Source organism: Arthrobacter sp. JZ12 (assembly GCF_035189165.1).
Classification (GTDB): domain Bacteria; phylum Actinomycetota; class Actinomycetes; order Actinomycetales; family Micrococcaceae; genus Arthrobacter_D.
Map to the genome: position 1 here is coordinate 1,903,174 of NZ_CP045246.1, position 20,767 is coordinate 1,923,940.

The 20,767-nt window shown below is 64.3% G+C and carries 21 protein-coding genes; 12 read left to right on the forward strand and 9 right to left on the reverse strand.

Going from position 1 to position 20,767, the window contains the following annotated elements; genetic code table 11:
• The first annotated feature begins 11 nt into the window (after window positions 1-11).
• Genes GC088_RS08835 through GC088_RS08865 form a run of 7 tightly spaced genes read left to right on the forward strand, consistent with a single transcriptional unit; the run spans window position 12 to window position 8,164 of the window.
• On the forward strand, window positions 12-1,229 hold the full coding sequence (locus GC088_RS08835; protein WP_323958642.1) for a glycosyltransferase family protein: 1,218 nt from the start codon (window positions 12-14) through the stop codon (window positions 1,227-1,229).
• Window positions 1,216-2,553, forward strand: coding sequence for a glycosyltransferase family 4 protein (locus GC088_RS08840; protein ID WP_323958643.1), 1,338 nt, complete (start codon window positions 1,216-1,218; stop codon window positions 2,551-2,553). The genes GC088_RS08835 and GC088_RS08840 overlap by 14 nt, the downstream gene beginning before the upstream one ends.
• Window positions 2,550-3,680 carry a glycosyltransferase family 4 protein gene (locus tag GC088_RS08845; RefSeq protein ID WP_323958644.1) on the forward strand — a complete coding sequence of 377 codons (1,131 nt, stop codon included), beginning with the start codon at window positions 2,550-2,552 and terminating at the stop codon, window positions 3,678-3,680. Before GC088_RS08840 ends, GC088_RS08845 begins: the two co-directional genes overlap by 4 nt.
• Entirely contained in the window at window positions 3,677-5,494 is a 1,818-nt protein-coding gene (locus GC088_RS08850) for an ABC transporter ATP-binding protein (RefSeq protein WP_323958645.1), read from the forward strand. Before GC088_RS08845 ends, GC088_RS08850 begins: the two co-directional genes overlap by 4 nt.
• A complete protein-coding gene (locus GC088_RS08855; RefSeq protein WP_323958646.1) occupies window positions 5,491-6,687 on the forward strand; it encodes a phosphotransferase in 1,197 nt (398 codons plus the stop codon). The genes GC088_RS08850 and GC088_RS08855 overlap by 4 nt, the downstream gene beginning before the upstream one ends.
• Window positions 6,684-7,814, forward strand: a complete 1,131-nt coding sequence (locus tag GC088_RS08860; RefSeq protein WP_323958647.1) for a hypothetical protein — start codon at window positions 6,684-6,686, stop codon at window positions 7,812-7,814. Before GC088_RS08855 ends, GC088_RS08860 begins: the two co-directional genes overlap by 4 nt.
• Before the next feature lie 53 nt (window positions 7,815-7,867).
• Entirely contained in the window at window positions 7,868-8,164 is a 297-nt protein-coding gene (locus tag GC088_RS08865) for a hypothetical protein (protein WP_323958648.1), read from the forward strand.
• A 39-nt stretch (window positions 8,165-8,203) separates the two neighbouring features.
• On the opposite strand, the gene GC088_RS08870 is transcribed toward GC088_RS08865, so the two are convergent.
• Together GC088_RS08870 and rsmD are read right to left on the reverse strand one after the other, a co-directional pair.
• On the reverse strand, window positions 8,204-9,589 hold the full coding sequence (locus GC088_RS08870) for a UDP-glucose dehydrogenase family protein (protein ID WP_323958649.1): 1,386 nt from the start codon (window positions 9,587-9,589) through the stop codon (window positions 8,204-8,206).
• Window positions 9,590-9,790: 201 nt separating this feature from the next.
• On the reverse strand, window positions 9,791-10,357 hold the full coding sequence (rsmD, locus tag GC088_RS08875; protein ID WP_323958650.1) for a 16S rRNA (guanine(966)-N(2))-methyltransferase RsmD: 567 nt from the start codon (window positions 10,355-10,357) through the stop codon (window positions 9,791-9,793).
• Window positions 10,358-10,507: 150 nt separating this feature from the next.
• Between rsmD and GC088_RS08880 the strand changes: the two genes are divergently transcribed.
• Entirely contained in the window at window positions 10,508-11,329 is an 822-nt protein-coding gene (locus GC088_RS08880) for a hypothetical protein (RefSeq protein WP_323958651.1), read from the forward strand.
• A 29-nt stretch (window positions 11,330-11,358) separates the two neighbouring features.
• The gene (locus tag GC088_RS08885) at window positions 11,359-12,060 is read left to right on the forward strand and encodes a class F sortase (protein WP_323958652.1); all 702 of its coding nucleotides are present in this window, start codon (window positions 11,359-11,361) and stop codon (window positions 12,058-12,060) included.
• 7 nt (window positions 12,061-12,067) lie between these two features.
• Here the strand turns inward: GC088_RS08885 and GC088_RS08890 are convergent, their stop codons facing one another.
• The gene (locus GC088_RS08890) at window positions 12,068-12,430 is read right to left on the reverse strand and encodes a hypothetical protein (protein WP_323958653.1); all 363 of its coding nucleotides are present in this window, start codon (window positions 12,428-12,430) and stop codon (window positions 12,068-12,070) included.
• Window positions 12,431-12,451: 21 nt separating this feature from the next.
• On the reverse strand, window positions 12,452-13,348 hold the full coding sequence (locus GC088_RS08895) for a YsnF/AvaK domain-containing protein (RefSeq protein WP_323958654.1): 897 nt from the start codon (window positions 13,346-13,348) through the stop codon (window positions 12,452-12,454).
• 212 nt (window positions 13,349-13,560) lie between these two features.
• Here GC088_RS08895 and GC088_RS08900 point away from each other — a divergent pair, with 212 nt between their 5' ends.
• A complete protein-coding gene (locus GC088_RS08900; protein ID WP_323958655.1) occupies window positions 13,561-13,833 on the forward strand; it encodes a hypothetical protein in 273 nt (90 codons plus the stop codon).
• Window positions 13,834-13,955: 122 nt separating this feature from the next.
• The gene (locus GC088_RS08905) at window positions 13,956-14,336 is read left to right on the forward strand and encodes a GNAT family N-acetyltransferase (protein WP_323958656.1); all 381 of its coding nucleotides are present in this window, start codon (window positions 13,956-13,958) and stop codon (window positions 14,334-14,336) included.
• Between the two features lie 56 nt (window positions 14,337-14,392).
• Here the strand turns inward: GC088_RS08905 and GC088_RS08910 are convergent, their stop codons facing one another.
• Window positions 14,393-16,606: an ATP-dependent DNA helicase RecG gene (locus GC088_RS08910; RefSeq protein WP_323958657.1), complete on the reverse strand. Its 2,214-nt coding sequence runs from the start codon at window positions 16,604-16,606 to the stop codon at window positions 14,393-14,395.
• Between the two features lie 26 nt (window positions 16,607-16,632).
• Window positions 16,633-17,430 (reverse strand): GAF and ANTAR domain-containing protein, encoded by a 798-nt coding sequence (locus tag GC088_RS08915; protein ID WP_323958658.1) that lies wholly within the window; start codon window positions 17,428-17,430, stop codon window positions 16,633-16,635.
• Between the two features lie 195 nt (window positions 17,431-17,625).
• On the opposite strand from GC088_RS08915, the gene GC088_RS08920 reads away from it, so the two are divergent.
• Window positions 17,626-18,084, forward strand: coding sequence for a MarR family winged helix-turn-helix transcriptional regulator (locus GC088_RS08920; RefSeq protein ID WP_323958659.1), 459 nt, complete (start codon window positions 17,626-17,628; stop codon window positions 18,082-18,084).
• A gap of 37 nt (window positions 18,085-18,121) precedes the next feature.
• Here GC088_RS08920 and GC088_RS08925 read toward each other — a convergent pair whose 3' ends face one another.
• From GC088_RS08925 to GC088_RS08935, 3 genes are all read right to left on the reverse strand, one after another.
• Complete coding sequence (locus GC088_RS08925) at window positions 18,122-19,057, reverse strand: DAK2 domain-containing protein (RefSeq protein WP_323958660.1); 936 nt, start codon at window positions 19,055-19,057, stop codon at window positions 18,122-18,124.
• A gap of 22 nt (window positions 19,058-19,079) precedes the next feature.
• Window positions 19,080-20,084, reverse strand: coding sequence for a thiamine-phosphate kinase (locus GC088_RS08930; RefSeq protein ID WP_323958661.1), 1,005 nt, complete (start codon window positions 20,082-20,084; stop codon window positions 19,080-19,082).
• Between the two features lie 73 nt (window positions 20,085-20,157).
• The gene (locus GC088_RS08935) at window positions 20,158-20,733 is read right to left on the reverse strand and encodes a DedA family protein (protein ID WP_323962019.1); all 576 of its coding nucleotides are present in this window, start codon (window positions 20,731-20,733) and stop codon (window positions 20,158-20,160) included.
• Window positions 20,734-20,767: the final 34 nt, after the last annotated feature.

The following is a 20,767-nucleotide window of genomic DNA, read 5'->3' on the forward strand; positions in this document are numbered from 1 at the left end:
TTGGGCCTGGGATGGAACCGAAAGAACGGGGAGCGCTCCGCGTCATCCTGTACTCGCACGATTCGCAGGGATTGGGTCATGCCCGTCGAAACCTCGCCCTCGCCCATGCGCTGACCAGCAGCTTCGCCGAATCCGGGCGGCTTGTCAGCGGCGTCCTGGTCACCGGCGTAGTGGGAGCCACACGCTTCGAGGCACCTCCCGGCTGGGACTGGCTCCTCATTCCGGCCATCGCCAAGAGCCCGGCGGGATATGTTCCACGGAACCTGGCGGTCGGGCAGAAAAGGGTGGTGAAAGTGCGTTCGTCGCTGACAGCGGTGATTCTGGAGGACTTCCGGCCGCATCTGGTGATCGTGGACAGGCACCCGTTCGGCGTTGACGAAGAGTTGGCCAAGGGGCTTGAGCGCCTGCGCCGGAAACGGCCGGGATGCCGCATTGTCCTCGGGCTTCGGGAAGTCCTCGACCGGCCGTCAGTTGCGCGTCGGGAATGGGAAGCGCTTGATCTCGAGAAGGTGCGGCGCATCTTCGACGAACTCTGGGTCTACGGTGATCCGTCCGTGCACAATCCGGTGCAGAGCGGCGAGATACCGCGCGGTCTTTCCGCGCTCATCCGATACACCGGCTACCTTTCGGCGGGCCGGACCGCCCGACGTCGAACAGGCGGAACACGTCTTCCCTACATTGTCACCATGGCGGGAGGCGGGTCTGACGGCCTGGAACTCACACTCACTGCCGCACGCGCTCCGGTCCCGAGCGGCTACGAGCATCTGATCATCACCGGCCCGCAAATGCCCAAGGATCACCGAACACGGGTGGAGGCGGTGGCACAGCCCGGAACACGGGTGGTGTCATCCGTGCGGGACGGGCTGGCCGAAATCCAGTCCGCCGCTGCGGTCGTATCGATGGGCGGCTACAACACGGTCTGCGAGATCATGAGCACGGGCACTCCTGCCCTGATCATTCCCCGGGTACACCCCCGCTGCGAGCAACTGATCCGGGCTCGGGGACTGGCACGCCGCGGGTTACTGGACTTCTGCCATCCCGCGGAGTTCACGCCGAACGTTCTGGCCGGTTGGTTGAAGGATGTTGTGGGGCGGGAGGTGCCGAGGTCGGGTGTCAATCTCGACGGTCTTGCCTCCGCCTACGAGTTCGCCTCTCAGCTCGTAGGGGACTCAAGCCAGTCCCCCGCAGCGAAGGACCGCACGGACTGGAGAAACCATGCAGCCGTCTGAGTCCCCGCGGATCGGGTACGTGCTGAAAATCTACCCGCGCTTTTCCGAAACCTTCATCGTTACGGAGATCCTTGCACGCGAAGCGGCAGGAGAGGATCTGGAGATTTTCTCCCTCCGCCCGCCCGTCGACCCCCGCTTCCACCCCGAGCTGGCGCGCGTGCAGGCGCCGGTCACCTACCTTCCCCGCCCGCAGAAGCTCTCCGAGGGATGGCCCATCATCGCCGCTGCCCAGCGCGTCATACCGGACTTCGGTCCGCGGTTCGCAGCCCTTCTGCCTTCGCTGGTTGAGGCGGAAGCGTCCGAAGTGCACCAGGGCATCGACCTTGCAACCCGCGTGGTCGAGCGTGGAATTACGCACCTGCATGCCCACTTCGGTTCCATCGCCGCGCGGACTGCCCGAATTGCGTCCAGTCTGTCCGGTGTCCCATTCTCTTTCACGGCCCACGCGAAGGATATTTTCCATGAGCTCGTCGACAGCCAGGAACTGATCCGGCTCCTGCAGGATGCGCACCACGCCATCACCGTGAGCGACTACAACTTCGCTTACCTCTCTGCCCTGGCGCCGGCTGCTGCCCACAAGCTACATCGTGTGTACAACGGGCTGGAGCTGGAGCGGTTCCCGTTCGAGGAACCTCGGTCGGTCCACTCGCCCTTCCGTATTGCCGCAGTCGGGCGCCTGGTGGAGAAAAAGGGCTTTGGATTGTTGATCAGCGCCGTCAGCGCCCTGGTTCGCTCGGGCGCACAGGTGGAGCTGCGTATCGCCGGTGGCGGGGAGCTGGCTGACGATCTCGCCCAGCAGGTGAAGCTCTATGGGCTTGAGCAGTTCGTCACCCTGCTGGGCCCCCGGACCCAGAGTGAGGTCATCGACCTGCTTCGCTGGGCCGACGTATTCGCTGCCCCGTGCGTCGTCGGGCAGGATGGAAATGCAGACGGTCTTCCCACTGTGCTGCTCGAAGCCATGGCCATGGGGGTTGTCTGCATCGGCTCGGATGTCACGGGGATTCCGGAGGTTCTCGGCCACCGCGGAACCGGTGCATCCACAGGCCTGCTCACGCGCTCAGGCAACGTCGATGATCTGATCGCGGCCCTGCGCACCGCGGCGGGGGAAACATTCAACCGTGTGGCCGCTGCAAAGGCAGCGCGTCAGCTGATCGAGGCCCGCTTCGACTCACGCAGCCAGTCCGCGCAGCTGAGGACGCTCTGCTCAGGCAATGGAGTGGCCCAGCCCATCCGCCTGCGGCCCGTCACAACGCTGGGTCAGGCCGATTTCGAGACGCAGGCGGATTTCGAGACGCAGGCCGATTTCGAGCCGGTGACGCCATGAAGCGCGTTGCCTACCTCTGCGTAGACCCGGGTGTGCCGGTTTTCGGTACCAAAGGCGCATCCGTCCACGTCCAGGAGATTGTGCGCGCCTGGCGAGGACGTGAAGCAGAGGTCACACTCTACTGCACGCGCATCGGAACAGACATCCCCGTAGATCTTGCAGACGTCCGCGTGGTCACCGAGCCCGTCCGTGGGAAGGGACCCGAGCGGGAAAGAGCCCAGGCCGCAGCAGCCGAGTCGCTGGCGCGAAAGATCATTGTTGACGGCGCCGACGTCGTCTACGAACGCTATTCCCTGTTCAGCGACGCTTTGGCCCGAGTGACATCGCAGCTTGGGATTCCCGGCTTCCTCGAGGTAAACGCGCCCCTCATCGACGAACAGCGGATTCACCGGACCCTGCACGATGAGTCTGCCGCCCTTCGTTTCCTGCAGGCACAGGTGGCCGCCGCGACCCGGACGGTTTGCGTGTCGGACCCGGTCGCCGGCTGGGTACGCGAACGAGTGGACCAGGAACACCACGCACGCGTCCGGACCGTGGCGAACGGGGTGAACGTCTCGCGAATCAGACCTGCGGCGGAAGCCTCGGGCAAGCCCGTCGTTGCGTTCGTAGGAACTCTCAAGCCCTGGCACGGTGTCGAACAGCTGATCGAGGCACAGGCACTCGGTACGAGGCAGTGGAGCGTACGGGTAGTTGGCGACGGACCCCAGGGTGACAAGCTTCGGAGCCTAGCGTCTTCTCTCGGAGCGGATGTCGAGTTCACCGGCGCCGTTGCGCCCGAGAGCGTTCCCGGGCTCCTTGCCGGCTGTGCGTTGGCGGCCGCACCCTATCCCCGTACCCCTGACGACGACGGTCAGTACTTCTCGCCGCTCAAGATCTATGAGTACTGCGCAGCAGGACTACCCGTTGTCGCGTCACGGGTCGGGCAGGTGCCGGGAATCATCGACGACGGCGTCACCGGGCTCCTCGTCGAACCTTCAAATTCGCGGGCGTTGGCCCGGTCTATCGATGAACTCGTAGCCGCCCCGCTGGCGCGGGCAGCCATGTCCTCGGCGGCTCGCCGTCAGGCGCTCGAGAATCACAGCTGGGACATCGTCCTGGATCGGATCACGGCGGAGGTTGTCGCGTGAAGAAGGAGCGCAGCGCACTCCGCCGGACCATTGGGATCATCACTCCGCACCTCGGGGGCCAGGGCCTGTTGATGGCCGGCGGCGTCGTGGTCCTGTTGTGCGAGGTTGCCTTTCGGGTGCTCGAGCCCTGGCCGGTGAAGGTAGTGGTGGATGCTGTGACCCGCAGCCTGGGGGCTGACCTTGCAGGAACGGGTCCCGACGCTTCCGGCTTACTGCTGCTGATCTGCGGTGCTGCCCTCATAGTCCTGACCGGTATGCGGGCACTCTGCAACTTCTTCGCGACCCTGGCCTTCGCGCTCGTCGGGTCCAGGGTCGCCACTCGGTTGCGGGGCCGGGTCTTCGATCACGTCCAGGCGCTGTCCGCCCGGTTCCATGCAACGAACCGAACCGGCGACACAGTCCAGCGCCTCGTCGGCGACGTCGGCAAGCTTCAGGAAGTGGCCGTCACTGCCGGTATGCCGCTTCTCGCCAACTGCATCACGCTCGTGGCCATGGCAGGGGTCATGTTCTGGCTTGACCCCCTGCTCGCGCTCGTGGTCCTGGCTGCCTGCGTCGTCTTCCTGCTCCTGTCCCGGCTCAGCACCGACAAGATCACGGTCGCCGCACGCAGGACCCGGAAGGGCGAAGGATCGCTGGCCAATACCGCACAGGAGAGTCTCGGTGCCATTCGCGTGGTCCAGACCTACGGCCTCGAGGGAGCGCTTGCCGACAGGTTTGGCAGCAGCAACCAGAAAACTCTGAAGGATGGAGTCCGCGCCCGGCGCCTTGCGGCGGCGCTGGAGCGCAGGACGGACGTCATTGTCGGCGTTGCTACCGCCGTCGTACTCGCTGGAGGCGGATGGCGCGTAGTGGAGGGTGCGCTCACCCCGGGCGACCTGGTCCTGTTCCTGATGTACCTGAAGACGGCTATGAAGCCGCTGCGGGACCTGGCCAAGTACACCGGCCGGATCGCTCGGGCTACCGCCTCCGGCGAGCGCGTCGCCGAGTTGCTGGAGGAGAGTGTCGAGATCGCCGACTCCCCCACGGCCATGCCGCTCGGACGGGTGTGGGGAGAACTCGAGTTCCGCAACGTTTCGGCATCGTATGGCAACCATCAGGTGCTTTCGGACCTCACGCTTCATCTGCAGGAAGGGCGCAACACCGCGATCGTTGGGCCCTCCGGGTCGGGGAAGTCGACCCTGCTGTCCCTTCTGGTGCGGACTATGGACCCGCAGCAGGGGTCAGTGCACCTTGACGGAGTGAATCTGCGGGACATCACGCTGGGCTCCCTCCGGTCGAAGGTCAGTCTTGTGCTTCAGGATGCCGTGCTGTTTACCGGAACGATCCGGGAGAACATTCGCTACGGGAGGCTGTCGGCCACCGACGAAGAGGTTGAGGATGCTGCCCGGCTCGCTCAGGCGGACCGCTTCATCACCGCGTTCGCCGAGGGGTACGACACGGCCGTCGGCGAGCGCGGCGGTACCCTCTCGGGCGGCCAGCGGCAGCGGATCGCCATTGCCCGTGCCATTCTGCGCGGTGCGCCCGTGGTCCTACTCGACGAGGTCACGACGGGGCTGGACCACGACGCCCGCACCGAGGTTCTCAAGGCCCTCGCATCACTGACGGAGGGGCGGACCGCCGTCACTGTCACCCACGAGGCCTCCGTCGCCCTGCAGTGTGACCGGATCGTCTGGCTGGAGGACGGACGCGTCCTGCTTGACGGCTCGCCGGACGAACTGATGCGCTTCCCCCTGTTTGCCCGCTGGGTTGCAGAGCAGCGAAGCTCAAGTGAGGGCACAGTAGTGCGGCCGATTGCACTGGGGAGCGTGCAGTGAGCAATCTCGCCACCCGCCTCGATCCGGACCTGAGCCCGGTCGACCTCTTCTTCGACCCGGCTGCGTTGAGTCACCTCGTCGGGCGGCCCGTGCGGGCCGGTCACCTGCGCTGGAAGCGAGGCGTATCCGCCGTTGCCCGCCTGCACGATGACGAAGGAGCCGGTTGGGTAGCGGCATACAGCAGGAGTGCGTCTGACAAGCTGGAGAAGACTTTTGATCGTGCGCTCGCCCACGGCCTGGAGCTGGGTCGTCATGAGTTCGACGACGGAGTGCTGGTCACCGGTCCGATCGCGCTGGATCCCAAGCTGTTCGCAGCACTGCGCCCGTTCCGAAGCCATGGTGAGCTGTTTCCCGCTCCCCACACCCGGGTGCTGAAGTACAACCCGTTCCGACGGGTCGTGTTCAGTACCGGGTTGAATGGCGGCTTGAATCTGGTCGGCAAGGTCCGCGCCGGAAAACGGGCCGGCGCATCGCCGGCGGTGCTGGAACGGCTGAGGTCCAACGGCGTCCCGGTCCTTGTGCCCTTCGACGACAGCGCTTCGCCGGCGATCCTGCCCCGCGGTGGCCAGCTTGAGTACCTTCCCTGGTACGGCGAGGGCGATCTCGGTACGGTTCCGCTTCCGTGCGCGGTCACGGCGTCGGAGGCAGCGGGCAGAGCCCTGGCCCTCCTGCATCGCCAGCCACCCATCAGCCGGACGCCGACGTGGCGGCCTATCGCCGGGCGACTCCACCCGCTGGTTCATGAAAACGCGACAATCATGCCCGAACAGTTAGGCCGCTTGGTGCGCGTGGCGGACCGGCTGGAAGCGAAGCTACGGTATCCCGGGCGCGCCGCCGTCGTGCATGGCGACTTTTCTTCCGACCAGGTGCTGGTTGGCAGTGATGGGATACGGCTGATCGACTTCGAGAGGTGCACTTATGGCGCGGCGGCGGCGGACCTGGGAAGCTTCGCCGCTGTGGAACTGCTCGCGGAGGAACACCCGACGGCGGATGACGCCCTCACGCTTCCTCGAACCGCGGCACTGTTGGAGGGCTACGGGGCGGGACCGAATACAGTCAGCGAGTGCGAGGTAGTGGCGTGGGCAGCGTTTTACCTCCTGGACCGGCTGCGGGAACCGTTTCGTGCCTGCACGCCCGACTGGCACGAGCGAATGAAGGCCCGACTGGCCCTAATCGAGGAGGTACTCGGATGAGGCCGGTTCCCGACCAGGTTGTGGACGAGTACGGGATCACCGTTCAAATTCGTCGCGCGTGGCCCCGCGAGGACGGCCGGTTCAGCTTTGAGGGGCACGAGAACGGTTCCGGCAGGCTGCGGGCCGGGATGGTCGATGCGAGCGGTACAGCGCGCCTGGCTGCGTACGGTGTGGATCCGTCCCTTCCCGGGCTGGAGTCGGCAGTGGCGGGCGGTGAACTGCTCGTGCACCGGTACAAGCGCCGGGCCGTCGTGCGGGTTGGGGGGCAGTACAGAAAGTTCCTCGCCGGTGAGAAGGCCGCCGGTGTAGCCTCCGCGCATCTGACTGTCCTCACCGCGTTGTCGGATTCAGGGCTGACAGCGCCCGACGTCGTTACCGCCGACCAGCACAGCGTCACCCTCACTGCTGTCCCGGGCACGAGTCTGCACGAGCTTGGACAGCGAACCGTGTCAGCGCGCTCTGATGGGCGCGCGCCGGTTTTACGTGATTATTTGCGTGAGTGGGAGAGTGCCTGGGACCTCTGGGCTGGGCGCTGGCCCGGCTTCGTCCGGTCGGGGGCCGGTGCAGGTGGGCAGGCGGGGCGGTACGGCGCCGAGGACGAGATCCGTACGGTGGCGAAGTGGGCCGGCCTTGCAGCCGTCCATACAGCACTGAATGTTCCCGCCGAGCGCCTAGGAAACGCCCTCTCGACCATCGTCGGGAAGCTTGCATCGGGCGTATCCCCCGCACAGACAGCGCACCGGGATCTCCACGACAAGCAGCTGCTTATGGACGCTGCTGCCGGAACCGTCGGAATCATCGACTGCGATACCCTGGCGATCGCCGAACCTGCGCTGGACCTTGCGAACATCTCGGTACACCTGGACTTCCGGGTTGCTCAAGGGTTGCTGTCGCGGGACGCAGCGTCGACAGCAAAAATCCGCATCCACGACGTCGCCGATCACCTGAAGGTTCCTCCCTCGCGCTTCGAGGCTTACGCCGCTGCGACGGCACTGCGCCTTGCCTGCCTGTATGCCTTCCGGCCCCCGTACCAACACACCGCCGCACTCTGGTTTGACGAGCTTGAGCGTCGTCTGGGCGCGCGACATAAGCAGTCATTCGATTACGACGCCGTTCCAATCGGCTAACGACACGGTCAAGAAACGAGAATTAGTCAGCTTGCTGTTGAATACTGGATCGCATGGGGCTGCAACAGTTTGAGGATTCGAAACCACTACAGGGTTTAGGAAGCACATCCCGCGCGCTACTTCGGTGGGATTGTGCGCCATCGCTGCTGGTACTGCTCGCCGTGGCCGGCTTCTGGATCGGCGGCTCGCTCGAATGGTTCGAGATGCTCAAAGACTCGAACAACGCGGTCGGCAGCGTCGTATGGCTCTATCTGATGCTTGCTGCGGTGGCGGGCTCGATCGTTCTCGGAGGCGGGGCGATCTTTGACCTGGCGCGCCGCTTCAGCCGGCGGTCAGATCCGGACCAGTAAAGCCCTCCGCTCCGGCCCAACCCTTCCGTACAGCTGGCTCTATCTGGACAAGGTGGCGCCCGCAGCAGCCTGCGGTAATCCGACCGACCGGCCGGCGACCGGCACAGCCGAGGCGGCCCGCGGCCGGCCGAGCGCGCGGTACGTCCAGCCGGCGTCACGCCAACGTTCCGGCTCCAGGCAGTTGCGCCCATCCACTATTGCGGGACGGGCGACCAGGCTCCCCAGTACGGCGGGATCAAGCGTCCGGTATTGCTCCCACTCGGTCAGCACGATCACTGCGTCTGCGTGGGTCACCGCGTCCTCGATGGACGTGGTGTACGTCAGGTCCGGGAAGCGGCGGGACGCATTGGGCACCGCCTCGGGATCGGTCGCCGTCACTGAGGCACCCTGCAGCTGCAACTGCGCCGCGACGCTCAAGGCAGGCGAATCGCGCACATCATCGGAATTCGGTTTGAAAGCCAGCCCAAGCACCGCTACCCGCTGTCCCAGCAGGGAACCTCCGCAGACCTCCCTGGTCAGGTCCACCATCCTTGCCCGCCTGCGCATATTGATCGAATCGACTTCCCGCAGGAAGGTCAGGGCCTGGTCGGCGCCGAGCTCCCCCGCCCGAGCCATGAAAGCCCGGATGTCCTTGGGCAGGCATCCCCCACCGAATCCGAGGCCCGCGTTGAGGAACTTCCGCCCAATCCGGGCGTCGTGCCCGATGGCATCGGCGAGCACGGACACATCGGCGCCTGTCGCCTCGCACACCTCAGCCATGGCGTTGATGAAGGAGATCTTGGTCGCCAGGAAGGCATTTGCAGAAACCTTCACTAGCTCCGCGGTTTCGTAGTCCATGATCAGTCGAGGCCGACCGTCAGCGAGCGCCTGCGCGTAGATCTCGTCGAGCATGAGGTGGACGCCACTGGCGGGGTCAGCAAGTCCGTAGACGAGGCGGTCCGGCTCAAGAGTGTCCTTCACCGCGAACCCCTCGCGAAGGAATTCCGGGTTCCAGGCCAGATCCGCTGACGGACAGCGCTCGGCAATGCGTGCTGCCAGGTCCCGTGCCGTGCCCACCGGTACGGTGGACTTTCCGACGACGAGGTCACCCTCACGCAGATAGGGAAGAAGGGCATCCACCCCGGCATAGACGTGGCTGAGGTCAGCTCCGTTCTCATTCCGCTTCTGCGGAGTGCCCACAGCGATGAAGTGAACAGCGGATCCTGCGACGTCCGCCATCTCCGTGGAGAAACGCAGGCGCCCCGATCCCAGCGATTCCCGCAGGAGCTCCGGCAGCCCGGGCTCGAAGAAGGGCGCCTCACCGGCGTTCAGCCGGGCGACCTTGGAGGCATCGACGTCGACACCCACCACGTCGTGTCCGAGCTTGGCCATGCACGCGGCATGCACTGCCCCCAGATAACCGCATCCAATAACTGATAACCGCATGATGACCGCCCCTTGCCGATGAGTACCAGGCGTTCCCGCTCCTTTTTGCCGACTCTTCCCGTCAACCGTTCCGGAAACATTTGGGAACTTCTGGAAAAACGGTACGGACGCCAGATGGGGCACAGATGAACTGAAGATGAGAGAAAGATGAGATTCGGCGGTCGTTCCCGTGCTGATCGTCCTCAGAAGAGGCGTCGGAGGTTAGGCGGGCTCCAGGTACCAGAGCCGTGTCTCGCCGTACTTTTTCTCGGCGAACCTTTCGAGGCCGGCAGGCCACGCCGGCTCGTGCGCGCGGGAGGAGCGTTCAAGCACGACGACGGCCGCCTCGGCAAGGTGCGGCGCCAGGCCGGCAAGGATGCTCATCACTGCCTCATCCTCCAGCGGGTAGGGCGGATCCATCAGGACCAGGTCCCAGGTCTCATCTTCGGGGACCCTGCCGAGGTAGGTTTCAGCCTTGGTGCGATGCACCCGCACGCAGGTCCAGCCGAGCACACGGTTGACGGTGTCTGCGTTCGCCCTGCAGGCTCCGGCGGCGCGCTCCGACATCTCAACGAGGTCCACCGAGGCCGCTCCCCTGCTGGCAGCTTCTACGCCGAGGGAACCCGAACCTGCGAACAGGTCCAGCACGTGCGCACCCTCGATCGCGTTGTACGCGTCGAGCCGGGAGAATAAGGCTTCCTTGACGCGATCGGTGGTTGGCCGAGTCCCTTGACCGGGCACGCTGGTCAGGGTGGTTCCTCCCGCGGCCCCGGCAATGATTCGACTCATGAAGAAACACTTTAATGTACTGGCGAATGTACTGGCGGCGCGCCGCCTTCCGTGGTCAAATTAGCCGAGCCGAAAAGCAGCCGCGTCAGCGAAAATGCGTCCGGCGCGCGCCGCTCAAGGGGACTTGAGAGCTTTCACGAAAGAACACAGATGAATACTCGCTCCTGCCTGCTCACCGTAGGCGCTTCAGCCCTGCTCCTGACCGGCTCGATCATCGGTGCTGCTCCTGCGTCCGCAGCTCCCGGGTCTCCGGAGTGCGTCGCCGCCGAGACCGCCCTCAAGACGGAACTGGGTGTTGCCACGGTCGACATCAACCTGGCGAACCAAGTGCGCACGGTCATCATCTCCTTCGAAGCCATCATCGCTCAGCTCGATCCCTTGTACGCAGCCTTCGACTTGTTCCTCGAGAATGAGATTGCCGCTCTAAATGCTGCTGGAGAAGCGGCAAGCGATGCCGAGATTGCGCTCGAAATTGCGAAGACGTCACTGAAAGCAACCGATCTAGCCGACCCCGCCTACTCCGACGCAGAAACCGTTGTAGCTGAAGCCGAAGACGCTCACAAGAAAGCGATGGACGCATATCTCGCGGCTCAAGGTGTATACGATGCTGCTGCACGGCTCGCGCCGGGGTATAACGAGATCCTCGCCCTCGAAGCTCAGGCGGATGACACGCTCGCCTCGCTCGACGATACAGTCGTAGCGCTTGGCCTGACGGAGGGCGCAGACCCGGAGCGGCTGCTCACGCTTGCCGACGCAGCCATCGCCGCCTGCTCGGCTGCGGCTGTTGTGGCTGCTCCGGTCGCCACCACCCCGGCTCCCCAGCAGCAGCAGCGCGGGCTGAACATCCAGACCGCAGCCAACGACGTCGATGCAACCGCCCCTGCCAATCTCGGCCTGCTTGCCGGTCTGGCCGGGCTCGGTGCGGCAGCCGGCGCCACTGCGCTGGTGGTTCGTCGCCGACAGGCACAGTAGTCCATCCCTACGGAACCCGTTTTCGACAGATGACCGAATCAAAAAGTACGACTGCCCCTGCTTCCGGACCGCGGCTGCGGATCTGGTTGGCGGGGGCAGTCGTGGTGGTTGCACTCGGTACCGCGACTGCACTCAGTGGCGGATTGGCACCTCACCTGCGGGATGGGCAGGAGGCAGAGGCAGCAGCCATGCCAACGTCCGTTGCAACTGCAACTGCAACTGCAACTGCAACCGCCCCACCTACGTCCAAGCCGACGTCACCAGCGTCCGTTCGGGACGAAGTCCGTACGCCTGCTGCTGCCCCTGTGCACCTGACGGTCGAATCCGCCGGGATCGACGTTGCGGTCTTGCCGCTTACGCCGTCCGCAGCGGACAAAGCGTCGCAATCCCTGGTTCCGCCTTTCACCCTGGACGGGTATTGGCTGACTCCCTACGGAATGCCGGGACAGGGCTCGACGGACACCACTTACATCACCGGCCACAGCTGGGAGGACCGGGACGCCCCCTTCAACCGCCTCAGCGACTCGGTGAAGGTCGGCGACGACGTTGTGGTCCAGACTGCCAAGGGAGAGCTCCGCTATGTGGTTGATTCCATCACCACAGAGAACAAGGACACGCTGAAAGACAGCGTCATTTGGGAAATTGCACCCAACCGGCTAGTCCTCATCAGCTGCTACACCGAGGATCCCTGGGGCAAGAACGTCGTGGTCACAGCGCATCCTGCGCGCTGAGACAGGGTTACGCACCGGACCCGCGGCGATCCGAATCGTACTCGTCAAGCAGGTAGGGCTCCGGATCGCTTGAGGCTCCCGGGGCGGTATCCAACCAGGCCTGAAAGCCGCGCGGATTGCGCTTTTCCAGCTCAACCAGGTAGGCGCGCCGCTTTGCGGCCAGTGCTTCAAGCTCAGCGGGTGTTCCGGCTCTGACGACCGCCAGGAAACTGACCCGCCACGCTCGACAGAGCTGCGCGGAGGTGAGTTTTGGTGCATCGGTGTACGGATCGTCCTGGGCTCCCGGTGAAGACCGGGCGGCCGGAAAGTTGCTTTCCGACCGCCCGGCATCCAACCAGCGAAGCGCCCGGCGGATCCAGCCTTCCTTCATGGCCGGCTCGCCGGTTCAGGATCAGAGTCCGCGGCGGGTGTCGTCCGTCCCCTCGGTGTCGATCTGTTCCTTCCGCACTTCCTCGTTGACCGTGTGGTGCTCGGTCACCACGTCCTTGTCGAGACGCACACGCTCCACCGGAACGGCTTCCTTCTCGACCACGGGCCGCTCCTCGCGGAGGGTTACCTCGTGCTCCTCCTCGCTGATGTCAGGACCACTGAGGGCTGCATCCCTGTTCGCGTCGGTGATGGGCTCGCGCTCCACGCGCACTTCCTCGCGCTGAACCGGAACCGTTTGCGTCACGTTCTCAGTGACGACGTACTTACGCAGACGCGCCCTGCCAGCTTCCCTGCTCTCGGTTCCGACACGGAGCTGCTCCTCGGAACGCGTCATCGCATCGTCGGTGGTCGGGCCGGAGGTGTCGTGCCCAACTGTTCCTGCCGTGCCGCGGTCCACGGTCAGATCACCGCGGTCGGCGTCATACGGGTCCCGATCGGTGGTCCCGTAAGAGGCGTCCCCCCGGTCGGTGAAGCCGGTGGTACCGGTGGTACCGGTCGTGGTGTCGTAGTCTCCCCGGCCGCCATCGGCGTCGTACCCGGCACGGCTAAGGCTGTAGTGGCGGTAGAGTTCTTCTTCCTCAGCTTCGCTCAGGTTCTGGTCCGGGTCGATCTTCGGTGCGTCCTTGACCTGATCCTTCGTGTAGGCGATGCGCACATCGTCGCCCTCCATGGAGGCGCCCTGCAGCGGGGCGAATGACTCGGAGGTTCCGAAGAGTCCGGTCTTCACCGTAACCCAGCTCGGCTGACCGGAATTGTCGTCCACGTAGACCTGCCCCGCGGATCCAATCTTGTTACCGTCCTGGTCGATAACGTTGCCGTTGCCGTCAAGGATGCGGTCAATGTGTTCCTGCGTGATCATGTCATCTCCTTGCGTTTGGGTTTCCAGAGGCCTCTCTCGAAGCACCTTGGTGGCTCAAGGTTATGCATACGCCGAACCGAATTGGAAGCATGCTTATCAATTTTTTTGGAAGGACTGTTGCGACAGGGTTGCAGCCAATACAGAGAGAGCTAGACTGACTGCAGGTTCAGCAGCGAGCCACAGTAAGACCTACTTGTGGGAGTGCCACCACTATGGACGCTCAATCGCCCTTGCGCATGATGCCCGCTCTTGACTCCGGTCCCCTTCTCGAAGCGGAGCTCGCCCTGGACCTTGACCAGGATTTCGACTACGACGACGACTTCCCGTCCGATCTCTCAGCTGAAACCGCATGCCGCCTTACTGAGCTCTGCGACTCACTCTTCATCGAACTCGACTCCGACTCTCCGGATCTTCGCGCCATGGAGCGCTACCAGGCTGTCTGCGACGAATTGAGCCTGCGCCATATCGCCTCCGGCGTAGCGTGACGTCATTGGACATAGCCGAAGCACCTGGCATAGCAAGCGATTTGTCAGCCTACTGATTGTCGCTATAGTTGTTCCTACGGTTCAGCAGTGAGCCTCATCAGCACTACTCACTGGGAGTTCACATGGACGTGCGATCATCCGCAACATCACCGAAGCTGCGGACGGCGGTGCGCGACAATATGAAGCTCAGCCGCTTCGAACTGTATGTCGACGGCGAGAACGTCGGCCACCTGCAATACGAGACCCGGCAGGGACAGGTCTGGCTGCTCCACACCACACTGGAACAGCGCTTCAAGAGGTCCCGGCTCGACAGTTACTTCATAGGCAACGTACTGGAGAATCTGCACCGGCGGCGCCTCGCCGTGATGCCGTTCTGCCCCGTTGTCCGGGGTTACCTCGTGGGACACCCGCAGTGGGCGGCCCTGATTCCCGCGTCAGAGCGTTCGCGATTCCGACTGACTCCGGCAGCGAAAGCCCGCAAGACCCGGTCACGCGCTTCCTGACTCCAGCTTCCTTGACCGAGCTTCCTCGACTCAGCTTTGCCTATCAAGGCAGCCGATCACCCGCGTTCGAGGAAGGCCTCCTTCTCCGCGTTGAGATAAAGGTCGAGGGCCTCCAGCAGTTCGGGATGATTCGCCAGTTCCGGGTCGCCTTCAACAAGGGCCTGAGCGTCCTGGCGCGCTTTCTCTATGACCCCTGCGTGCTGAATGACCTTGAGAAAACGCAGTGCAGATCGTCCACCGGATTGTGAAGCACCAAGGATGTCGCCTTCCCGCCGCAGCTCCAGGTCCTTCTGCGACAGTTCGAAACCGTCAGTGGTGGAGGCGACGGCTTCCAGCCGCTCCCTGCTCGGGTGCTCGGGTTCAAGCTGGGTGACCAGCAGGCACGTTCCGGCATGTCCCCCTCGCCCGATCCGCCCCCGCAGCTGATGCAGCTGCGAGATACCGAACCGGTCGGCGTCCATGATCACCATGAGTGTGGCGTTGGGAACGTCCACGCCCACTTCGATAACAGTGGTCGAGACCAACAGATTGATTCTTCCGTCGTTGAATCCGCTCATGGTGGCTGCCTTCTCGACGGGATCCAGGCGGCCGTGCAGGACCCCCATGCTGATGCCGTCCAGATCCCCCACCTCGCCCAACGAGTCAAACAGCTCTGTCACCGAGGTAAGTTCCTGCCGGTTCGACGGCGTACCCTCGTAGAGCTCGAGGGCATCGGCGCTGTCAGGCTCCATCTGGGATGCACCGATCTTCGGACAGACGACGTACACCTGGCGTCCGGCGTCGATCTCCTCCCTTGCCCGTGCCCACACCCGGCCGATCCAGCGGGGATTCTCGGAAAGGCCGACAACGTGCGTCGCGATGGGAGCCCGGCCCGCCGGCAGCTCCGTCAGGGTCGAGACGTCAAGATCGCCAAACACCGTCATTGCAACGGTTCTGGGAATGGGCGTAGCTGTCATGACCAGCATGTGCGGAGAGGCTGCCGCCTTTGCACGCAGGGCGTCGCGCTGCTCCACACCGAAACGGTGCTGCTCGTCGACGACGACGAGCCCCAGGTCGAAGAATTGGACGTTCTCGGACAGCAGAGCATGTGTTCCGATGACGATCCCGGCATCTCCTGACGCCGCAGCAAGCAGCGCCTGCCGTCGCTGCGACGTCGTCATCGAGCCTGTGAGGAGCACAACCTGGGTGCCGTCCACCGCACCCCCGAGCATGCCTCCTTCCGCCAGAGGACCCAGGGTGCGGGTGATGGACTGGTAGTGCTGGGCCGCCAGCACCTCGGTTGGCGCAAGCAAAGCGGCCTGTCCGCCCGCATCGATGACCTGAAGCATCGCGCGAAGCGCCACCAGTGTTTTGCCCGAGCCCACCTCGCCCTGAAGCAGCCGGTTCATCGGGTGTGCTGCCGCAAGGTCAGCAGTCAACTCCTCGCCAACCGACTTCTGGCCGTCCGTGAGTGGAAAGGGCAGTGCGGCGTCGAACTGGTCCAGTAGGCCGCCGGTTCGAGGCGGACGCGCGGTCGCCTCCTCCGCCCGGATTTCGGCATGCCGCCGCGCCAGGGCCGTCTGCAGTACCAACGCCTCCTGGTACCGAAACCGGTGCTGGGCGCGATAAGCGTCTTCAACCTCGTGCGGCCTGTGAATGGCCTCATAGGCCTGAGTGATATTCATGAGGCGATCACGCCTCAGGATGGAGAGCGGGATCGGGTCATTCAGTTGGGAGTGCACGAGCGCGTCCAGCATCTCCCCGACGCACAATCCGATCGTTTCGCTGCTGATCGCATCCGAAGCCGGGTACACCGCCTTCGGCCGCAGGTGGTGCTCACTCAGCTCGTCCCCCTCCCCCAGCAAGGAAAAGCGGGGGTTGGTGAGGGTGAGCCGGCCGCGGTAGCTGCCGGTCTTCCCCGAGAAGATGGCCCGCGTGCCCGGCACCAGCTGCCGCTCTGCGGAGTAGCCGTTGAAGAAGGTAAGGTGCATGGTGCCCAGCCGGCCGTCGTCGTCGTCGGTGATAACCACATCCAGAAGCATGCCCTTGCGGGCGCGCATACGGCGCGAGTTCGAGGACTGGACTCGCGCGACAATCGTCACCTCCTCATCCAGTGGAAGCTCCGCCAGCGGAGTCAGCTCACCCGTTGAGAGGTATGTTCGCGGAAAATGGTTGAGAAGCTGGCCCACAGTGTGAATGCCAAGGCTTTCTCCCAAAGCCTTCACGATCCGGGAGCTGACTATCTTCGTGCTCAGGGGCGTCGAGAGCTCGGCCGGGCTCCTGTTCTCCATGGTGCTGTTCCCCATTGCCCGGACCGCTAGTCGTCGAAGTGGGTGGTAGGGGAACTGCCGGACACGCGCTGCACAATCTCGGCCGCCACAACCCGAAGCTTCACATTCCGGGTGCTCGATGCACGTTGCAGCATCTCGAACGCCTCAGCCTGGGAGCAGCGGTTCTGAGCCATCACTATGCCTACGGCAACGTCGATCTCGGTGCGTGACTCCATCGCCCGGCTCCGGTTGCGGGCTTCCTCGCTGTAGCGTGCCATTCGAAGCGCGAGCTCGAGCCCCTTGGAAACCTGATGCGCGTAGGCTTCAGCGAAGATCACCGACTCCTTCCGGAACGTGGCCGGCCGGTGGGAATAGAGGTTCATGGCCGCCCGGGCTCCGGTGCCGATGGTGAAGGGCGCCGACAGGATGGACCGGACACCGTGGCTGGAAACGGCGTTCGAATACTCGGGCCAGCGGGCATCAGTACGGAAATCCTCCACCACGATGGTTTGCTGCTCCTCCGCAGCGGACAGGCAGGGCCCCTCCTGAAAGTCGTACTGGAGTTCGTCGAGGCTCTTGGCCTCGGCCGTGCTGTAGGCCACTGTTGCCGCGCGGCGCCGGCGAAGCAGGGTTATTCCGCACAGGACGTCCCCCTCCTCCCCGGAAAGGCTTCGGGCTGAGAGCACCGCGAGTTCGTTGAGGAACTCCTGCATGTCAGACGTGGAAAGGATCAGGTCCTGCAGTTCCTCCATGAGGGAGCGCCGTTCGGCCGTGTCCGGCGTTCTTTCCCCCGATGAAGGGTCGAGGGTCTCTTCGTCGGTTTCGACGGAAACAGATTCCCCCACGACCCCTCCGCTTCATTTGTTCAACTATCAACTTTCATCGCATAGGATACTTCACTAAGCGCCCTTCACACCGTCCACGGATACTCGCACGAAATGAAGCTTTCCGGTGAGCGGCGCCGCCGGTGTCGTACCACCGGTTCTTCATACGGGCTGCCCGATCAGTGAGGCAGCTCTCTGGGGTCAGAAGGTTGAGGCATGGAAACTTCGCATTGGTCAACGAGTCGACTGCTGAGCACGGCAGCCCGGCTCAACGAAAACCGTGACAACGAGCGGCTCCGCAGTATCGGCGTCACTCATTCCGGTGTAACAATCCTGAAAGTTCTCGCCACGGTTGGCACCATGAGCCAGGTGAAGCTTGCGCGCACCGTCCGAGTTCAAGCCCAGACCGTAGGTAAGGCATTGGAGCGCCTGGAAGCACGCGAGCTGGTGACCCGTGTCAAGAGTGACACCGACCGCCGCGTCACCTTTGTGACCCTCACCGACGCCGGCAGGCTCCTGCTCGAGGAGGTGCAGCAGGGCGAGCATTTCACCTTTGGCGGCGAGGATTTCTCGGAGGCTGACCTGCGGGCGGCGCTGGTGGGTGTGATCAACGCAGCTCGCGACGGCCTGCTGGCGAGCGGCGCGTCCGAACAGGATCTCGCGGCCACCGCCTGAATTACCTGCGCGGAGCCTTCGCCGTGGCAGCGGCAGGCTATTGCGGAGCGATGGTGCCGACGCCGGAAAGCTGCGTTACGGAGATGTGGCTGGGCTGGCCTGCTTCCTCAATGAGCTTCAGGGCAGGAGCGGCGTCCGGCACGTGTACGTGCACGCGCCAGCGATACCCTTCCTCGACTTCCGTCACCGCACTCATGATGACCGAGTCCCCCAGCTCATCGAGGTGCAGCCGGAGGGTAGCGGCATCCAGGGGGCTGAGGTTGATTGTGCACATCACTTCCACGCCCTCGGCGGGCATGGCAGCGTGGATATGGGGTGCCTGCACATCGTAACCGTGCAGCCCGTCAAGCAGTTCGTCCCTGAGTTCCTCGCCGAGCGATGCCGCCCGCAATGCATCCATGATGAGCAGGAAACCGACGCCTCCCGCGTCCACGACCTGCGCTTCCGTTAGGGCGCCGAGCTGGCTTTCGGTGTTGACCACGGCTTCAAGCGCCGCTTCCACCGCGCCCTGCAGCGTCAGGGCGAGCGCGTGGTTGCTGTCATCTCCCTGGTTCGCCTGATCCACCATTGCCGCGCCATTGGCGGAGGCTTCCAGGACGGAGAGCATGGTGCCGGGCACCGGATCACTCAGGGCGGACCAGCTGCGGATCTGCGCCCGGTTCAGGGCAGTGGCAAGCAGCGGCCCCGAGAGGCGCGACGCTCCCTGCAGCGGTTCTGCCATGGCAGTGAGGAAAACTGCGAACAGCGTGCCTGAATTACCCCGCGCATCTTCCATTGCCGCCTGCCCGGCAGTCTTCAGGAGTTCGCCGAGATCAGGAGTGTCGAGGTGAGCCGCAGCCTGCGCGGCTGCCCGGACCGTGAGATAGAGGTTGGTCCCGGTGTCGCCGTCGGCCACGGGAAAGATATTGATGGCATTCAGCCGATCGCTGTGGTTACCGAGGGACTCTTCAGCTTTGCTCAACCATCGCTTCATCGCAGCAGCGTTCGCGGTGATTTTAGTCTGCAAAGTGATCCCATCCCAGGTTGGCTGGAGACTGTGACCCGACGGTCACTTCGGCGGGCCCGGCCTCTACCGAGCCTACCGTAGTGAAGCCTGTCACCGGCATAACAGTTGGATTAACCGTTGCCAGCAGTCCGTGGTCCTCTCCCCCGCCGAGCACCCAATCCATCGGATCCGTGCGCAGGAGTTCCGCCGCCGGGCGAAGCGGTTCCGCCAACCGCTTCAGTGCCGCTTGATCCAGGTCGATGTGGACGGAACTGGCCAGCGCGAGTCGCTGAGCGTCCTTCACCAGTCCGTCCGAAATATCCAACATGGCACTGACGCCGGCGAGTGCTGCCATAGGCCCCGCCTGCAACGGTGGGCGCGGGCGGCACTGCCGCTCGACAACGACCGCCAGCTCCGCCGGCAACGTCTGCTGCTGATGATCCGATTCCAGGAGGGCGAGCCCTGCGGCGGCCCAACCCACCGTCCCTGCAAGCACGACGAAGTCGCCCGGCCGTGCGCCGGAACGAAGGATAGGCGCGCGGCCCTCCAGGGACCCAGTCACAGCAGCGGTTACGGAGATCTCGGTCCCGGTTCCGAGGTCTCCGCCGGCCACAGCGCAGCCTTCCGCGCCGAGCTCGCGAATGGCCGCCGACAGCCCGTCAGCGAGATCCTCCACCCACTCGACCTCGGTGATGCCGGGAAGGGTGAGGCTCACCACGAGCGAGGTGGCTCTGGCGCCCATCGCGTTGATATCGCTGAGATTCTGTGCGGCCGCTTTCCAACCGACGTCGAAACCGGTGGTGCGGTATCCATTGGGCCACCGCAGTCTGAAATCGAGATCCTGCACCTGGGTATCGATCGACACCACTACGCGGCCATCCGGAGCAGCAAGGATAGCGGCGTCATCTCCCGGACCGAGAATCACGGTATCCCGGGACGCCGGTCCGGATCTGAGGCGCGGGATAACCCGCTCAAGGAGCGCGGATTCGCTCAACTGGGCGACGGTGAGTGGCATGCTTCCACCGTACTTGGCGCTGCCGACAACCCGGCCCAAGGTTGTGGAGAACGCATCGCACGAACGGCGCAGGTCAGGGATGGCGCCGCCGTCGTACCCGCCGAATGATCAGCCAGCCGACGAAGGCGGCCAGGGCTACGTAGAGCACAACGTCGAGATACTGGGAGTAGCGGTCCACCAGGTGGTACTGGGTTCCGAGGAGAAACCCGAACCCCACAAGCAACAGGTTCCACAGCAGGCTGCCGGCCACCGTGAAAACCGTGAAGGTGCCAAGCGGCATGTGTTCGGCTCCTGCGGGCAGGGAGATGAGGCTCCGAACTCCGGGGATGAGACGCCCGAAGAACACGGCCGCCCGTCCGTGCCGCTCGAACCAGCGGGCTGAACGCTCGAAGTCCTCGCGGTCCACCAGCGGCAGCTTTGACAGGACGTTCACCACCCGCTCCTCGCCGAGGCGTGCCCCCAGCCCGTACAACAGCACGGCGCCGAGGTAGCTGGCGAGCGTGGCGAGCGCCAGAACCAGCAGTACCTGCATACGGCCCTGCTGCGCCAGGAAGCCCGCGAGGGGCAGGACAACCTCACTCGGAATCGGCGGAAACACGGTTTCGAGGAACACCAGGACACCGACGCCGGGCTCACCGAGCGCGCTCATGACGTCGGTGATCCACCCGGTCAGTCCGGACGGA

What these genes read in the sequence shown, in the direction of transcription:
- GC088_RS08835 (WP_323958642.1), top strand. Translation starts at nt 12, where the DNA reads ATGGAACCGAAAGAACGGGGAGCGCTCCGCGTCATCCTGTACTCGCAC.
- GC088_RS08840 (WP_323958643.1), top strand. Translation starts at nt 1,216, where the DNA reads ATGCAGCCGTCTGAGTCCCCGCGGATCGGGTACGTGCTGAAAATCTAC.
- GC088_RS08845 (WP_323958644.1), top strand. Translation starts at nt 2,550, where the DNA reads ATGAAGCGCGTTGCCTACCTCTGCGTAGACCCGGGTGTGCCGGTTTTC.
- GC088_RS08860 (WP_323958647.1), top strand. Translation starts at nt 6,684, where the DNA reads ATGAGGCCGGTTCCCGACCAGGTTGTGGACGAGTACGGGATCACCGTT.
- GC088_RS08865 (WP_323958648.1), top strand. Translation starts at nt 7,868, where the DNA reads ATGGGGCTGCAACAGTTTGAGGATTCGAAACCACTACAGGGTTTAGGA.
- GC088_RS08870 (WP_323958649.1), bottom strand. Translation starts at nt 9,589, where the DNA reads ATGCGGTTATCAGTTATTGGATGCGGTTATCTGGGGGCAGTGCATGCC.
- rsmD (WP_323958650.1), bottom strand. Translation starts at nt 10,357, where the DNA reads ATGAGTCGAATCATTGCCGGGGCCGCGGGAGGAACCACCCTGACCAGC.
- GC088_RS08880 (WP_323958651.1), top strand. Translation starts at nt 10,508, where the DNA reads ATGAATACTCGCTCCTGCCTGCTCACCGTAGGCGCTTCAGCCCTGCTC.
- GC088_RS08885 (WP_323958652.1), top strand. Translation starts at nt 11,359, where the DNA reads ATGACCGAATCAAAAAGTACGACTGCCCCTGCTTCCGGACCGCGGCTG.
- GC088_RS08890 (WP_323958653.1), bottom strand. Translation starts at nt 12,430, where the DNA reads ATGAAGGAAGGCTGGATCCGCCGGGCGCTTCGCTGGTTGGATGCCGGG.
- GC088_RS08895 (WP_323958654.1), bottom strand. Translation starts at nt 13,348, where the DNA reads ATGATCACGCAGGAACACATTGACCGCATCCTTGACGGCAACGGCAAC.
- GC088_RS08900 (WP_323958655.1), top strand. Translation starts at nt 13,561, where the DNA reads ATGGACGCTCAATCGCCCTTGCGCATGATGCCCGCTCTTGACTCCGGT.
- GC088_RS08905 (WP_323958656.1), top strand. Translation starts at nt 13,956, where the DNA reads ATGGACGTGCGATCATCCGCAACATCACCGAAGCTGCGGACGGCGGTG.
- GC088_RS08910 (WP_323958657.1), bottom strand. Translation starts at nt 16,606, where the DNA reads ATGGAGAACAGGAGCCCGGCCGAGCTCTCGACGCCCCTGAGCACGAAG.
- GC088_RS08920 (WP_323958659.1), top strand. Translation starts at nt 17,626, where the DNA reads ATGGAAACTTCGCATTGGTCAACGAGTCGACTGCTGAGCACGGCAGCC.
- GC088_RS08925 (WP_323958660.1), bottom strand. Translation starts at nt 19,057, where the DNA reads ATGAAGCGATGGTTGAGCAAAGCTGAAGAGTCCCTCGGTAACCACAGC.
- GC088_RS08930 (WP_323958661.1), bottom strand. Translation starts at nt 20,084, where the DNA reads ATGCCACTCACCGTCGCCCAGTTGAGCGAATCCGCGCTCCTTGAGCGG.
- GC088_RS08935 (WP_323962019.1), bottom strand. Translation starts at nt 20,733, where the DNA reads ATGAGCGCGCTCGGTGAGCCCGGCGTCGGTGTCCTGGTGTTCCTCGAA.